The sequence below is a fragment of the Nocardioides sp. cx-169 genome, assembly GCF_021083605.1.
Classification (GTDB): domain Bacteria; phylum Actinomycetota; class Actinomycetes; order Propionibacteriales; family Nocardioidaceae; genus Nocardioides.
Map to the genome: position 1 here is coordinate 210,025 of NZ_JAJNRO010000003.1, position 14,299 is coordinate 224,323.

The window sequence follows — 14,299 nt, forward strand, 5'->3', positions numbered from 1 at the left end:
TCAGCCGCTCTCGCCCCGCCGGAGGAACGCCGCGACGAACGGCGCGCTGCCGAGCACGATGATCAGCCGGACGATCTGGGCCGCCGCCACGAAGGTGACGTCGCCGCCGGTCGCGGCGGACATGCCCAGGACGGCGTAGATGCCGCCCGGGTTCGTCGCGAGATAGGCGTCGAGGGGGGAGACGTCGGTCGTCCAGACGAGCACCCAGCCCAGGGCGGCGCAGGCCACCTGCGTGATGACGATGGTCAACAGCGCGGTCGGCAGCATGCCTCCGATCCGGCGCAGGCTCTCGACGGTGAACTTCAGGCCGACCTGGATGCCGATGAGGGCGTAGCCGACGGAGGCGACGAGCCAGGGCACCCGGGCATCGTCGAAGACCGGCACGAGCGTGAGCAGCGCGGCCGCCACGAGCGGGCCGATGATCGCGGGGGTGGGGAAGCGCAGCAGGCGCCCGCCGACCAGGCCGGCGACGATCGCAACCAGGGCGAAGGCCAGGTCGGTGAGCAGTGCATGAGTCTCCACCTCGAGCGGGTTCGCATCGCTGCTCGCGCCGAAGACGGTGGTGGCCACCAGCGGCATCGTGACGAGCACGACGAGCAGGCGCAGGTACTGCAGAGACGCCACCACGCGCGAGTCGGCGCCGAGCTCGTCGGCGACGGCGGTCAGTCCGGCGGCGCCTCCGGCGATGGAGGAGAAGGTCGCGGTGACGCGCGAGACGCCGTGGCGCACCAGCAGCTGCCCAGCGAGCACCGAGACGATCAGGGAGAAGCACGAGACCACCATGACGATCGCCCAGCTCGCGCCGAGCGAGGTCAGGCTGCCCCAGTCGACCGACGCCCCGACGAGCACACCGACGACCGCCTGGCCGACGGTGAACCACCGTCCCGGCAGCTGCAGCGGTCGGCGGGGACGCGACACGGCGTAGATGAGCCCGCCCAGAAGTCCACCGAAGAGGAGCGGGGTCGGGAGGTGGGCGACGGAGAGGATCGCGGAGGCGACGGACACCATCGCCAGCAGTAGCAGCCAGCGGAGCACGGGCCACACCGTAGACCCCGCGAGGGTGGTCACGCGGGCGATGCGGGACAGGTCACACAGGCGCCTCCTGTCCCCTTGTCCCCGTGCATGTAACACGGGTGAGAAGAACGGGCCGAAGCCGTAAACACCCGATTACACGGGGGTTCTGGGCGTCCGGAGGTCCCTACGCTCGCCCCATGAGTCGCTCCTCCTACACCCTGGCGATGGCCCAGCCACGTCGCATCCACGGCGATGACGGGAGCCCGAACGTCGATCACGCCGTCGGCCTCGTGACCGAGGCCTCGGCAGCCGGGGCCGACCTGGTCTGCTTCCCGGAGTTCAGCCCCGGCCCGATCGACCTCGACCTCCCTTCCTACGACGCCGGCCCGGCGCTCGCCGCCGCCGCGAAGGCCGGCGACATCAACGTCGTCTGGTCGCGAAACGAGGTCTGCGAGGACGGGCTCAACCGCCTTGTCGTGTACGTCGTCGGCCGTGACGGCTCGACGCTGCTGCGCTACGAGCGCACCCATCCCGCGACGATCCCCGCGGAGGAGACCGGGGGTGCCCTGACCTCGGCGGGCGAGGCCTTCGGCAACGTCGAGATCGATGGAGTGCCCTTCGGCATCGTCGTCTGCTCGGAGATGTGGACCCCCGAGGTCGCCCGCATCGTGGCGCTGCGCGGTGCCGAGGTGATCCTGTCGCCGGCCGGAGGCGGCTTCACGAGCCTGACCCGCAACTGGCAGATCATCAACCAGGCGAGGGCGATCGAGAACCTCTGCTACGTCGGCCTCACCAACAACCTCTTCGGCGAGGAGCAGGGCGCCGCGATGATCACAGGCCCCGAGCACCCCCTCGCCTTCGCGGGCCGACGCGAGCTCGTGCTCGCCACCCTGGACCTGGACCGGGTCCGCTGGCTGCGCGACCACGACGACTCGATGGCCGAGCCGAAGCGGTTCGACTCCGTCCCCGGTCTGCTGCGCGCCCGGCGCCCCGAGATGTACGGCGACCTCGTCGCCCCGCAGGCCGATGCCTACGACTATGTGACCGGGCGTGGTGCATGACCGTCCTGATCCGTGGCGGCTGGGTGCTCGCCCCGGAGGCGATCGCCGACGGCGCGGTCGTCGTCGAGGGCGCCCGGATCGTCGAGGTCGGCCCGTACGCCGACCTCGTCGCGCGGTATCCCGGCGCCGAGGTGCACGGGTCGGCGTACGACATCGTGTCCCCGGGCTTCGTCAACACCCACGGGCACTTCTCCGAGGGCCTGATCACCGGCATCGCCAGCGACTACACCCTGTGGGAGTGGATCTGCGCGCTGATCAACCCCGTCAGCTCGCACCTGGACCGCGGCTCGGCGTACCTCGGCACCCTGCTCTCCGGCATCCAGATGCTGCGTAGCGGCGTCACCACCGCCAACGACATGTTCGTCTGCCATCCGGCCGACGACGCCGCGCCGGTGACACCCGGCGTCGTCGACGCTCTCGAGGAGCTCGGCCTGCGCGGCGTGCTCTCCTTCGGAGCCGGTGACCGAGGCGGACGCTCGATCGGCCGCCAGGTCGAGGAGCACGACGCGCTGCGCGAGGCCGTCGCGAGCAGCACCCTGCAGACCTTCCGGGTGGGCATCGGGGCGCTCGGTGGCCAGAGCGACGAGATGTTCGCGGCGTCGGTCGAGTACGCCGTCGGCGGCGGCCACGGCGTGCACATCCACGTGCAGGAGATCCGCGAGGAGGTCACGGCGACCTTCGAGCGCACCGGCCGGACGGTGGTCGGGCACTGCGCTCACGAGGGCCTCTTCGCGGTGCCGACGCTCGCCGCGCACTGCGTCTGGGTCGACCGGGCCGACCGCGCGCTGATGGCCGAGCACCGGGTGGGCGTCGCCCACAACCCGGTCGCCAACATGATCCTCGCCAGCGGCGTCGCGCCCGTCACCGAGATGCGCCAGCTCGGCATCGACGTCGGCATCGGTGTCGACGGGGCGGCCTCCAACGACTCCCAGGACTTCCTCCAGGCGATGAAGTCGGCCGCGCTCCTGGCCCGGGTGCACCACCAGCAGGCGACGGCGATGAGCGCGCGCGAGGCCTGGGAGATGGCGACCATCGGCGGCGCCCGTGCCCTGCGGATGGAGGCGACGATCGGCACGCTCGAGGCCGGCAAGCAGGCCGACGTCGTCGTCCTCGACGGCACCGGACCGACCCTCGCCAACGTCCATGACCCCTATCAGGCCATGGTGTTCGTCGCCGGCAGCCGGGAGGTCAAGGAGGTCTGGGTCGGCGGGCGAGCGAGCCTGCTCGACTTCGAGGTCACCGCCGTGGACCCGGGCGAGGTCGCGGCGCGGTCGCGGCCTGTCGCCGCCGACCTGGTGCGTCGCGCCGGTCTCCCCCACCTCTCGGTGCTCGCAGGCTCCGGGTCGGCCGGGAGCTGACGTGGAGGTCGCGCCCGGCGTGGACGAGGTCTACCGCCGCATCCTGGACAGGATCCTCAGCGGGTACTACCCGACGGGGTCCCGCCTGCCGTCGTGCCGGGCGCTGGCCACCGAGCTCGGCTCGAACTCCTCCACGGTCGACCGGGCCATCGGCCGTCTCGCCAGCGGGGGCCGGGTCCGCACGGTGCCGCGGCGCGGCACGTTCGTGGATCAGCAGGACGGCGCCACCGTCGATGCCCGCGAGGTGGTCGCCACCGAGCTCGACGAGGTGCTCCTGCGCGCCCGCCGGCTCGGGTTCACCGCCCTCGAGCTGACCGGCATGGTCGAGGTCGCCCTGGACCGCGTGGACTCGGTTCGGCGTATCGCCGTCGTCGAGTGCAACGAGCGCGACCTGCGCCACGTGCAGAGGCTGGTGCAGCGCGCCAGCGGCGTGGAGGTGCAGCCGGTGCTGCTGGCGGAGGCGGCCGGCCGGGTGCTCGACGAGGAGTTCGACGCCGTCGCCGTGCCGATCTTCCACCTCAACGACATCGACGGGCTGGTCAAGGACCTCGACCAGGTCGTCGAGCTCAACCTCGTCGCGTCGCCGGCTGCTCTGCGGCGCATCATCGGCGTGCGCGACCAGGAGAGCCTCGTCGTCGTGGCTGCGAGCGCGCGCGGCGTGCAGTGGATGACCGCGCTCGTCGGGCAGTACTACCCCGGGCACATCCGGGGCGTCGAGCTCGGCCCCGACGCGCCGGACGACGGTGCGTGGCTCGAGGGCGAGCCGGTGCTGGTCGTCAACAACGCCGCCACCCTCGGGCCGATCGCGGAGGCGAAGGCCGGCCAGGTCATCGCCATCGAGTGGGAACTCGACGGTCGCTTCAACGCGGCTCTGCGAGCACGCGTCGAGAACGTCATCAGTGCCCGGGCGGTCGTGCCCCGGCCAGGAACAGGAGAAGCATGAAGCTGAACCTCGGGTTGTCGGAGTCCGCACGCACGCGGCCGCTGGCCGACGGTCGGGTCGTCGTGGACGGTTTCGACGCCGACGTCACGCTGACCGGCGTGCAGGCCCTCTTCAACCAGCAGACGGTGGAGCACACCTACGACGCGTGCGAGTTCCCGATCGCGACGTACCTGCGAACCCTGCAGGATCCCGCCCGCCCGTACCTGGCCGTGCCGGTGTTCCCCTCGCGGCACTTCCGCCTCTCGTGCATCTTCGTCAGCGAGCACGCCGACGTGAGGACCCCGGCCGACCTCGCCGGCCGGCGCATCGGGATCTCCGTCTTCGACATGGCAGCCGGTGTCTGGCTGCGCGGCATCTTGCACGACCACTACGGCCTGGACAGGTTCGCGCCGACGTACGTCATCGGCGGTCTCGAGGAGGCACGGAGCGGCGACGAGCACCCCCAGGTCTATCCCGACGGATTCTCCTTCGAGTCCCGCTCGGATGCCAGCCTGGCCGAGCTGCTGGCGGCGGGCGAGATCGACGCACTGATGACGGCGCGCGCCCCGTCGACCTGGCCCGTCGGGGGCGTGCGGCGACTCTTCGACGACCCGCGCCCGGCCGAGCAGGACTACTTCCGCACGACGGGCATCTTCCCGGCCATGCACGTGCTCGCCGTGAAGCGGCCACTCGCCGAGGCGCACCCCACGTTGTCGATGGCGCTCTACGACGCGTTCGTGCGCGCCCAGGCGCTCGCCCGGACGGACCTCTTCGACTCGACGGCGCTGGACACGCTGCTGCCCTGGCAGCTGGAGGAGCTGCTCGCCACCGAGCGCGACCTCGGGCCTGACCTCTGGGCGTCCGGCGTCGCCGCCAACAGACCGATGCTCGAGCAGGTCGTCGACTACTGCGTCGCCGACGGCCTCATCGGCACCCGCTTCACCGTGGAGGAGCTCTTCGCCGGTCCCGGCGCCGAGCAGATCCTCGCCACCTGAACGACCCTCGAAGGAGAGTGCACCTTGCGCACCGGAGCCGACTACACCGCCGCTCTCGACGACGGCCGGTCCGTCTACGTCGACGGCGAGCTCGTGGCCAACGTGGCCGAGCACCCGGCGTTCGCCGGGGTCGTGCAGACCATGGCGGCCGTCTACGACGCCTCGTGCCTGCCTGGCTCGCCGCTCGTCGACCCCGACACGGGCCGGCTCGCGATCTTCACGGTGCCGCGGACCCGGGAGCAGCACGATCGTCGCAAGGCCACGCTGGAGGAGTGGTCCAGGCTGACCCACGGCTTCATCGGCCGCGGGCCGGACCATGTCTCCGGCCTGCTCGCCGGCTTCTCCTCCCGCCCCGAGCTCTTCGACACCGACACCCACCAGCTCGGCGACAGCGTCCTCGCCTACCACGACAAGGCGGCGGCCGAGGGGTTGTGGGTGACGAACTCGATCGTGCCGCCGCAGCAGAACCCCAACGACCCGACCAGCCGGGTGCGGCCGGTCGTCCTGGTCGAGGAGACCGACCTGGGCATCGTGGTCGACGGCGCCCAGATGCTCGGCACCGGCGCGGCCGTGGCCGACGCGATCTTCGTGACGAGCATCCGGCCGCTCGCGCCCGAGGAGACGGCGCGGGCGCTGTCCTTCGTCATTCCCGTCGGGACGCCGGGCCTACGGCTGCTCTGCCGCAGGCCCTACGCCACCGCGGGCGAGAGCTTCGACTACCCGCTCTCCAACCGCTACGACGAGACCGACGCGATGGTCGTCTTCGACCGGGTCCTGGTGCCGTGGGAGTCCGTGTTCGCCGCGGGCAGCGTGCAGGTGGTCAACAGCCAGTTCTTCGGTACCGCCGCGCACCAGATCGGCAACCTCCAGTCGATCGTCCGGCTCACGGCGAAGCTGCGGTTCCTCACGGGTGTCGCGAGCCTGGTCGCCAAGGCCAACGGGCGCGACACCGACATGGCCATCAAGGGCCAGCTCGCCGAGATCTCGATGATCCAGACCGTCTCCGAGGCCCTCACGGAGTCGGCGCACGCCTTCGCCGAGCCCGATGAGCACGGCGTGCTCCGGCCGGCCGGCAAGTACCTCTACGCGGCCCTCGGCATGCAGACCGAGGTCTACCCCCGAGCGGTGAAGCTGCTCGGCGAGCTCGCCGGTGGTGGCGTGATCCAGGTGCCGTCCTCCGTGCGCGACTTCGACGACCCGGTCGCGGCCGAGGGGATGGACGTCGTCATGGGCTCCGACCACCTGCCGGTCCAGGAGAGGGTGAAGCTCTTCAAGCTCGCGTGGGACCTCGTCGGCTCGGAGTTCGCGGGGCGCCACGTCCAGTACGAGCGCTTCTACTCCGGCAATGCGGCCGTCGTCCGGGCTCAGGCGCACCGCTTCTACCCCTTCGCCGAGACCGAGGCTCTCGTCGGCGACTTCCTGGGGACCTACGGGCTGTGACCGGGGCACTCGCACCTGACGGCGACGTGCGCCTGCGGCCCACGTCCCACGGGCCGCTGGACGGCGTGCGGGTCGTCGTCAAGGACCTCTACGACGTGGCCGGTCGGGTCACCGCGGCCGGCAACCCCAGCCTGGCGGCGGGAGCCCCGGCGACCCGGCACGCCGCCGCCGTCGCCAGGGTGCTCGGCGCCGGGGCGAGTGTGGTCGGCAAGAGCGCCACCGACGAGCTCGCGATGGGCATGTTCGGTGTCAACAGCCACTTCGGCACCCCGGAGAACCCCTCCGCGCCCGACCGGGTGCCCGGAGGGTCCTCGAGCGGATCGGCGAGCGCCGTCGCCGCTGGCGACGCCGACCTGGGGCTCGGCACCGACACGGGCGGGTCGATCCGCTCGCCCGCGTCGTTCTGTGGGCTGGTCGGACTCCGGCCGACGCACGGGCGCATCGACACCGCCGGGGTCCGTCCGATGGCGCCGCGCTTCGACACCGTCAGCCTGCTCGCGCGCACGCTCGGCCCGGTGGCCGCGGCGTTCGGGGTGCTCGCCCACGACGCGGCGGGGCGGGGGCGCGACGACGTGCGCCGCCTGGTGCTGCTCACCGACCTGCTCGACCTGGCGACTCCCGACGTGGCCGCCCACGTGCGGCAGGTGGCGGCGGCCTGGGCCGACCGCCTCGGCCTGCCCCTGGTGGAGGAGCCGCTGCTCGTCTCCCCCCTGCCATCCGAGCTGCTACCGGTCTTCTGGCCGCTGATGAGCCGCCAGGTCTGGGAGAGCAACGGGGAGTGGGTGCTGCGCGACGAGCCCGAGCTCGGGGAGGGCATCCGCGAGCGCATCCTCGCGGCCGCGGACGTCACCGACGCCGAGGTGCGCGCCGCCGAGGCACAGCAGGTGCTGCTGGTGGAGCGACTGACGGAGCTGCTCGACGACGGGCTCGCCGTGCTGCCGACCACGGTGGACGCGGCGCCGCTGCGCGACCTGCCGCATGCCGACCTGATCGCCTACCGCGACCGCAACCTTGCTTTCGTCGTGCCGGCCTCCCTGGCCGGCGTGCCCCAGCTCTCACTGCCCACCGGCAGCGTGGTGCACCGGACCGCAGGCACGACGGCGCCGATCGGCACCTCGCTGCTCGGCCTGGCCGGCGACGACGAGCTGCTGCTGGCCCTCGCCCAGGAGATCGCATGAGTGAGCGCAGGCCCCCGGCGCCGTTCGCCCTCTCCTCCGAGGCGCCCCGGCTGGAGCCGCTCGACGGGGCCTCGGTCCTTGTGAACGTCGTGGTCAACCTCGAGCACTGGACCCTCGACCGGCCGATGCCGCGGGCAGCGTTGCCGGCACCCGGCGGGCTCACGGTCGTCCCGGACGTCGCCAACCACTCCTGGGTGCTCTACGGCCTGCGCGCGGGGCTGCCGCGGCTCGTGGAGGCGCTCGCGCCGCTCGGCAGCGCGGTCACGGTCGCGCTCAACGCCGACGTCATCGATCACTACCCCCAGGTCGCCGACCTGGTCGAGGCGCGCGGCTGGGAGGTCGTCGCCCACGGCGTACGGCAGCAGTCGATCCAGTCGTACGAGGCCGAGGAGCCGGTCATCGCGGAGGCGCTGACGCGCATCGAGGCGCGCTTCGGGCGCCCTCGCGGCTGGCTCAGCCCGGGCATGAACCAGACCGACGACTCGCTCTCGTTGATGCGGGCGGCGGGGCTGGAGTTCAACCACGACTGGATGGTCGACGACCGCCCGGTCTGGCTCGGCACCGACCACGGGCCGATCCTCGGGCTGCCCTACACGCTCACGCTGAACGACGTCACGACCTACCAGGTGGGCCTCCAGGCCGACGGCACGCTCGAGGACCGCGCGCTCCGTACGCTCGACCGGCACACCCACGAGGCCGCCCGCAACCCGCTGGTCATGCCGATCGGGCTGCACCCGCACATCATGGGCGTCCCGCACCGCATCGGGGAGCTGGAGCGGATCGCCTCCGCCGTCGCCTCGACCGCGGGCGTCGCCGCGGTGACGTCGTCGCAGATCCACGACTGGTACGCCGCGCAGGTGCCGGCCCCATGACGCTGCGCAGCGCCGATGCCACCCTGCGCGCCTTCACCCACGTCGCCGACGACCGGTCGCACGGGGACGGGCCGCTCGCCGGGATGCCGGTCGGGGTCAAGGAGATCATCGACGTCGCCGGGATGCCCGTGGGGCTCGGCTCGGCACTCTTCGCCGACCGGGTGCCCCGGACCGACGCGGAGGCCGTCGCCCGCCTGCGGGCCGCCGGCGCCGTCATCGCCGCGATCACGACCAGCACGCCCTTCGCCTGCGGCACCACGACGCCCACCGACAACCCACGCGCTCCCGGCCACACGCCGGGCGGCAGCTCGGCGGGGTCGGCCGCTGCGGTCGGCGCCGGCCTCGTGCCGGTCGCGCTGGCGAGCCAGTCGCAGGCCTCGACGATCCGGCCGGCGTCGTACTGCGGCGTGTGGGGGTTCAAGCCCAGCCACCTCGCCCTGCCGCGTGGCGGGATGCACCTGCTCTCCGACACCCTCGACGACCTCGGCGTGATGGCCTCCTCGCTGACCGACCTGACGGCCGTGCTGGACGTGCTGGGCGTCGTCCCGGGTCCGCCGGCACCGCCTCGAGTCGGGCTGCTGAGGCTCGACGACGGCGGGCTCCCGCGTCCCGAGACCCGCGCGGCGCTCGCCGGGCTCGTCTCCCGGATGCGCGGGCTCGGGGTCGAGTTCGTCGACGACGACCCGGGGCTCGCGGCGTTCGACGCCGCGGTCGTGGGGTCCGGCCAGGCGTGCTTCGACCTGTTCGCGGGGGAGTCGGCGGCGCTGCTGCGCACCTACGTCGCGGCCGGCGAGCCCGACCCCCGGCTGAGCGAGATGGTCGCCCACGCCGACGCGATCGGGCCGGAGGGGCTCGCCGCCGCGCTGCGGCATCGCGCCGAGCTGCAGGCGGCCTGGGCCGCTCTCACTCCGACGGTCGACCTCGTGCTGACCCTGTCCACCACCAACCCCGCCCCGTCCGGCCACGCCACCACAGGCTGTCGGCGGATGCCCGCGACCGCCTCGCTGCTCGGCGTGCCGGCGCTCTCGGCGCCGTGGCTCACCGTCGACGGACTGCCGCAGGGCGTCCAGCTGCTCGGTTTCGCCGGTGGTGACGCGGCGCTGCTCGGCGGGGCCCGCTGGCTCGACACCCTTCTACAAGGAGACCGATGACTGCGCTCGACACACTCGAGGAGCGGGTACGCCGCGACCTCGAGCTCACCGCCTACCCGCGACCCGAGTGGGTCCGCCCTCGCACCCGGGACGGCGAGCACGTGCTCGACGTGCTCGTCGTCGGCGCCGGCCAGGCGGGGCTCACGGTGGCCTTCGCCCTCAAGCGGCGCGCCGTCACCAACGTGCTCCTCCTCGACGCCGCGCCCGCCGGCAGCGAGGGCCCGTGGACGACGTACGCCGCCATGCACACGCTGCGGACCCCCAAGACCCTCACCGGTCCCGACCAGGGGCTGCCGTCGCTGACTCCGGAGGCCTGGTACCGCGCCGCGCACGGCGACGCCGCCTGGGAGGACCTGCGCTTCATCCCCAAGCAGCACTGGCAGGCCTACCTGGGATGGTTCCGCAAGGTGACCGAGCCCCGGGTGCACAACGGCGTGAGCGTCACGGGCATCCGGCCCGCCGGCGACCTGCTCGAGGTGGAGACCAGCGAAGGCGTGCGGCTCGCGCGGCGGGTCGTGCTTGCGACCGGCCTCGCGGGCAACGGCGAGTGGACCGTGCCCCGGATGGTTCGCGACGCGCTGGCGCCCCACCGCTACGCGCACACCGGCGAGCGGCTCGACTTCGCGCGGTTCGCCGGCCAGCGGGTCGGCGTGCTCGGCGGCGGTGCCTCGGCGTTCGACTACGCGGGCGCGGCACTCGAGCACGGCGCCGCCGGCGTCGACCTCTTCTACCGCCGCCCCGAGGTGCCGCGCGTGAACCTGTTCCGGTGGATGGAGTTCTACGCCTTCGGCGCGCACTTCCCCGACCTGCCCGACGAGGACAAGTGGCGCTACTCCGTGCACTTCCAGCGCATGAACCAGCCACCGCCGCAGGCCAGCTGGCACCGCTGCACGGGGTGGGACTCCTTCGCCTGGCACACCTCGGCGGACTGGAAGTCCGTCGAGGTCGACGGCGACCCCGGGACCGGCGAGATCGTGGTGGCGACCGGGGCGGGAGAGTTCCGGTTCGACGCGGTGATCAGCGCCACCGGTCCCAACGTCGACCTGGCCGCGCGGCCCGAGCTGCGCGACGTGGCGCCGTACGCCGCGACCTGGGCCGACCGCTTCACGCCACCGGCGGGCTGGGAGGACGAGGCCACCGCCGGCTACCCCTACCTCGACGGTGACTTCGGCTTCACCGAGCGCACGCCCGGCTCTGCCCCGTGGTTGAGCCGGATCCATGACTTCACCTACGGCGCGCGCGTGTCGATGGGACTCAACGGCAACATGAACTCCGGGCTCGGCGCCGGGGGCCGCCGCCTCGCAGACGCCCTCTCACGCTCGCTCTTCCTCGAGGACGGTGCCGCGTTCCTCGAGGACTACACCCGCTACGACCTCGCCGAGCTCACCGACCTGGGGAGGCCGGATGGTGGGCGCTGAGCGTGACCTGGTCGGCTACGGCCGCGAGCGCCCCGACCCGCGGTGGCCGGAGGGGGCGCGCCTCGCCGTCAATATCGCGGTCAGCGTCGAGGAGGGCGCCGAGCGGGGGGAGTGGCCGCTGACCGACGCCGGCGCCGCGGGGGTCGACGTGCCGGGCCGCGACCTCGCGGCCGAGTCGATGATGGGCTACGGCAGCCGGGTCGGCTTCTGGCGCGTGCACCGGCTGCTCACCGAGCGTGGCCTGCCCGCCACCCTGTCGGCCTGCGCGCTCGCGCTCGAGGCCAACCCCCTCATCGCGCCCGCGGCCCGGAGCGCGGGATGGGACCTCATGGGGCACGGGCTCGGCTTCGACAAGCACTACCTGATGGACGTCGACGAGGAGCGCGCCGCGATCACGGCCGCGGTGGCGTCGTTGACCCGGTCGTGGGGAGCCCCGCCCGAGGGCTGGTACTGCCGCTACGCCCCCTCGGCGCAGACCCGGCGGCTGCTGGTCGAGCACGGCCTCGCCTACGACTCTGACGCCTACGACGACGAGCTGCCGTACTGGGTCGCGGTCGCCGGACAGCGCCACCTCGTCATCCCGCACACGTTCTCCAACAACGACAACAAGTACGCCAAGGGCTGGTGGTCGACCTCGGAGGACGCGTTCGTCTACCTGCGCGACGCCTTCGACGTGCTGTACGCCGAGGGCGGGGGAATGCTCGTCGTGTCGGTGCACCCGCGGCTGACCGGCCATCCGGCCCGCGCGGCCGGTCTGGCGCGCTTCCTCGACCACGTCGTGGGGCACGAGGACGTGTGGGTCACGACGCGCGCAGGGGTCGCCCGGCACTGGCGCGAGGAGCACGCGCCGTGAGGACGCTGCTGACCGGTGGCGTCGTGCTGACCGGACCGGCCTGGGTGCCCGGCGCCGCCGACGTGCTCGTCGAGGACGGCCGCGTCGTCGAGGTCGGCCGGCTCGAGGGCGCCGAGCGCCTCGACGCCGCGCGGGTCTCGCTCGAGGGCCGGCTCGTGATGCCCGGCCTGGTCAACGCCCATACACACTCACACACCCTCCCGGCGCGGGGCGCGTCTCGCACCTGGACCCTCGAGGACTCGCTGCTCAACGGCGGCTGGATGTCCGGCCTGCGCAGCGAGGAGCTCGCCGAGCTGTGTGCGCTGCTGGCCGCCGCGGAGATGATCGCCTCCGGCGCGACCGGCGCCTTCGACCTGATGGCCCAGGCCGGTGGACCCGACCCCGCCGGGCTCGCGGCCGCCGTCCGCGGCTACGCCCGCGCCGGGCTGCGCGTCGTCCTCGCGCCGATGGTGGCGGACCGCTCCGTGCACGAGGCGGTGCCGGCGATCGGCGGGTGCTGCGGGCTCCCCCCGGGCGGCGTGCGGGCCGAGACGGTCGTGGCCCGGTGTCGCGAGTTCGCGGCGCAGTCCTTCCCCCCGCTCGTGGCTCCCGCGGTCGCGCCCACGATCCTCGCCCACTGCACGCCCGAGCTGGTCGCGGGGCTCCTGGCGCTCGCCGACGAGCACGACCTCCGGGTGCACACGCACCTGGCGGAGTCCAAGCCCCAGGCACTCAGCGGTGCGGCCCGCTTCGGGCGCTCCATCACCTCCGAGCTCGCCCGGCAGGGGGTCCTCGGGCCGCGGCTGACGGCGGCGCACGCGATCTGGCTCTCCGCCGAGGACCGGGGACTGCTCGGCGCGACCAGCTCGGTCGCGGTCGCCGTACCGGGCTCCAACCTGCGGCTGGGCTCCGGGACCGCCGACACCCGCGCCCTGCTCGAGGCCGGGGTGACGCTCGCCGTCGGCACCGACGGGGCGAACTCCGCGGACGCCCTCGACGTCCTCGACGCCGCCCGGCTCACCGCGCTGATGTCGCGGACGTCGACGCGGCCGGCCTCCTCGTGGCTGACCGTGGAGGAGGTGCTGACGGCGGCGACCGCCGGTGGTGCCGCCGCCTGCGGGTGGGATGACGTCGGGCGGATCGCGCCCGGGTACGCCGCCGACCTCGCGGTCCTCGACCTCGGGGCCCGCGCGTTCCTGCCACCGAACGACCTCGCCAACCAGGTGCTCACCGCGGCCCGGGCATCCGACGTCACCGACGTGATGGTCGCCGGGCGCTGGGTCTACCGCGACCGCGTGTTCCCCGGCCTCGAGCTCGCCGCTGCGTCCGCCCGGTTCCGCGACCTGGCGCTCGACCTGCAGGAGCGGCACGTCGCCGCCCGGGAGCGCGCGTCGCACGAGTCCGCCCTGGCCGCGCCCGACCTCGCGGACCTCCGTGCCGTGCCCTGGACCGAGGATCGGCTGCTGCCGTGACCACCGACGACCGGCTCGAGGTGGAGCTCGTGCACCGCGTGGACGCCGACGAGCTGCGCCGTACGATCGCCCGGGTGCCCGCGCCGGTGACGATCGTCACCGCCCACACAAGCGACGGACCGATCGGCTTCACCGCGAGCAGCTTCGTCAACATCTCCGTCGAGCCCCCGCTCGTCGGCGTCCTCGTCGGCGCCACCTCGCGCTCCTACGACCACTTCCTCCGGGCCGATCGGGTCGCCATCAACCTCCTCGCCGACCACCACAGCGAGGCTGCGGTCGTCTTCGCGGGCAAGGGCGACGACAAGTTCGACCACGTCGACCTCGACCCGGACTTCCCGGCCGCCCCGGTCATCATCGACGCGATGGGCGTCCTCGTCGGCCGCGTGGCCCAGCGGCCCGTGCTCGGCGACCACCTGCTGCTGGTCGTCCACGTCGAGCAGGTCGCCCGCCGCGTGAAGGCGCCACTGGTCTACCAGGACCGCAAGTTCCGGGCGCTGGCCGACCTGCAGCTTTAGACGTCGCAGCGCACAGTCCACACGCACTTGCCGGGCCGGCCGCCGTCGCGTACAATCGAACACACGTTCGA

At 73.2% G+C, this 14,299-nt stretch carries 13 protein-coding genes; 12 read left to right on the top strand and 1 reads right to left on the bottom strand.

Translation table 11 applies throughout. The annotated features are described in order from the left end of the window. Positions 1-1,035: an AbrB family transcriptional regulator gene (locus LRP67_RS05540; RefSeq protein WP_231269181.1), complete on the bottom strand. Its 1,035-nt coding sequence runs from the start codon at positions 1,033-1,035 to the stop codon at positions 1-3. A gap of 176 nt (positions 1,036-1,211) precedes the next feature. Here LRP67_RS05540 and LRP67_RS05545 point away from each other — a divergent pair, with 176 nt between their 5' ends. The 12 genes from LRP67_RS05545 to LRP67_RS05600 are packed head-to-tail and all read left to right on the top strand — an operon-like array spanning position 1,212 to position 14,228. Next, entirely contained in the window at positions 1,212-2,075 is an 864-nt protein-coding gene (locus LRP67_RS05545) for a carbon-nitrogen hydrolase family protein (protein WP_231269182.1), read from the top strand. Beyond that, complete coding sequence (locus LRP67_RS05550; protein WP_231269183.1) at positions 2,072-3,433, top strand: amidohydrolase family protein; 1,362 nt, start codon at positions 2,072-2,074, stop codon at positions 3,431-3,433. The genes LRP67_RS05545 and LRP67_RS05550 overlap by 4 nt, the downstream gene beginning before the upstream one ends. A gap of 1 nt (position 3,434) precedes the next feature. Beyond that, the gene (locus LRP67_RS05555) at positions 3,435-4,376 is read left to right on the top strand and encodes a GntR family transcriptional regulator (protein WP_231269184.1); all 942 of its coding nucleotides are present in this window, start codon (positions 3,435-3,437) and stop codon (positions 4,374-4,376) included. Continuing rightward, complete coding sequence (locus LRP67_RS05560; protein WP_231269185.1) at positions 4,373-5,350, top strand: hypothetical protein; 978 nt, start codon at positions 4,373-4,375, stop codon at positions 5,348-5,350. The genes LRP67_RS05555 and LRP67_RS05560 overlap by 4 nt, the downstream gene beginning before the upstream one ends. Before the next feature lie 24 nt (positions 5,351-5,374). Continuing rightward, positions 5,375-6,790 carry a 4-hydroxyphenylacetate 3-hydroxylase family protein gene (locus tag LRP67_RS05565; RefSeq protein WP_231269186.1) on the top strand — a complete coding sequence of 472 codons (1,416 nt, stop codon included), beginning with the start codon at positions 5,375-5,377 and terminating at the stop codon, positions 6,788-6,790. Beyond that, positions 6,787-7,968, top strand: coding sequence for an amidase family protein (locus LRP67_RS05570; RefSeq protein ID WP_231269187.1), 1,182 nt, complete (start codon positions 6,787-6,789; stop codon positions 7,966-7,968). The genes LRP67_RS05565 and LRP67_RS05570 overlap by 4 nt, the downstream gene beginning before the upstream one ends. Beyond that, positions 7,965-8,840 (top strand): polysaccharide deacetylase family protein, encoded by an 876-nt coding sequence (locus LRP67_RS05575; protein ID WP_231269188.1) that lies wholly within the window; start codon positions 7,965-7,967, stop codon positions 8,838-8,840. Before LRP67_RS05570 ends, LRP67_RS05575 begins: the two co-directional genes overlap by 4 nt. Then, on the top strand, positions 8,837-9,991 hold the full coding sequence (locus LRP67_RS05580) for an amidase (protein WP_231269189.1): 1,155 nt from the start codon (positions 8,837-8,839) through the stop codon (positions 9,989-9,991). Before LRP67_RS05575 ends, LRP67_RS05580 begins: the two co-directional genes overlap by 4 nt. Further along, on the top strand, positions 9,988-11,409 hold the full coding sequence (locus tag LRP67_RS05585) for an NAD(P)/FAD-dependent oxidoreductase (RefSeq protein ID WP_231269190.1): 1,422 nt from the start codon (positions 9,988-9,990) through the stop codon (positions 11,407-11,409). Before LRP67_RS05580 ends, LRP67_RS05585 begins: the two co-directional genes overlap by 4 nt. Further along, complete coding sequence (locus LRP67_RS05590) at positions 11,396-12,262, top strand: hypothetical protein (RefSeq protein WP_231269191.1); 867 nt, start codon at positions 11,396-11,398, stop codon at positions 12,260-12,262. Before LRP67_RS05585 ends, LRP67_RS05590 begins: the two co-directional genes overlap by 14 nt. Next, the gene (locus LRP67_RS05595) at positions 12,259-13,713 is read left to right on the top strand and encodes an amidohydrolase family protein (protein WP_231269192.1); all 1,455 of its coding nucleotides are present in this window, start codon (positions 12,259-12,261) and stop codon (positions 13,711-13,713) included. The genes LRP67_RS05590 and LRP67_RS05595 overlap by 4 nt, the downstream gene beginning before the upstream one ends. Continuing rightward, entirely contained in the window at positions 13,710-14,228 is a 519-nt protein-coding gene (locus LRP67_RS05600) for a flavin reductase family protein (RefSeq protein ID WP_231269193.1), read from the top strand. The genes LRP67_RS05595 and LRP67_RS05600 overlap by 4 nt, the downstream gene beginning before the upstream one ends. Positions 14,229-14,299: the final 71 nt, after the last annotated feature.

What these genes read in the sequence shown, in the direction of transcription:
- LRP67_RS05545 (WP_231269182.1), top strand. Translation starts at nt 1,212, where the DNA reads ATGAGTCGCTCCTCCTACACCCTGGCGATGGCCCAGCCACGTCGCATC.
- LRP67_RS05550 (WP_231269183.1), top strand. Translation starts at nt 2,072, where the DNA reads ATGACCGTCCTGATCCGTGGCGGCTGGGTGCTCGCCCCGGAGGCGATC.
- LRP67_RS05560 (WP_231269185.1), top strand. Translation starts at nt 4,373, where the DNA reads ATGAAGCTGAACCTCGGGTTGTCGGAGTCCGCACGCACGCGGCCGCTG.
- LRP67_RS05575 (WP_231269188.1), top strand. Translation starts at nt 7,965, where the DNA reads ATGAGTGAGCGCAGGCCCCCGGCGCCGTTCGCCCTCTCCTCCGAGGCG.
- LRP67_RS05580 (WP_231269189.1), top strand. Translation starts at nt 8,837, where the DNA reads ATGACGCTGCGCAGCGCCGATGCCACCCTGCGCGCCTTCACCCACGTC.
- LRP67_RS05585 (WP_231269190.1), top strand. Translation starts at nt 9,988, where the DNA reads ATGACTGCGCTCGACACACTCGAGGAGCGGGTACGCCGCGACCTCGAG.
- LRP67_RS05590 (WP_231269191.1), top strand. Translation starts at nt 11,396, where the DNA reads ATGGTGGGCGCTGAGCGTGACCTGGTCGGCTACGGCCGCGAGCGCCCC.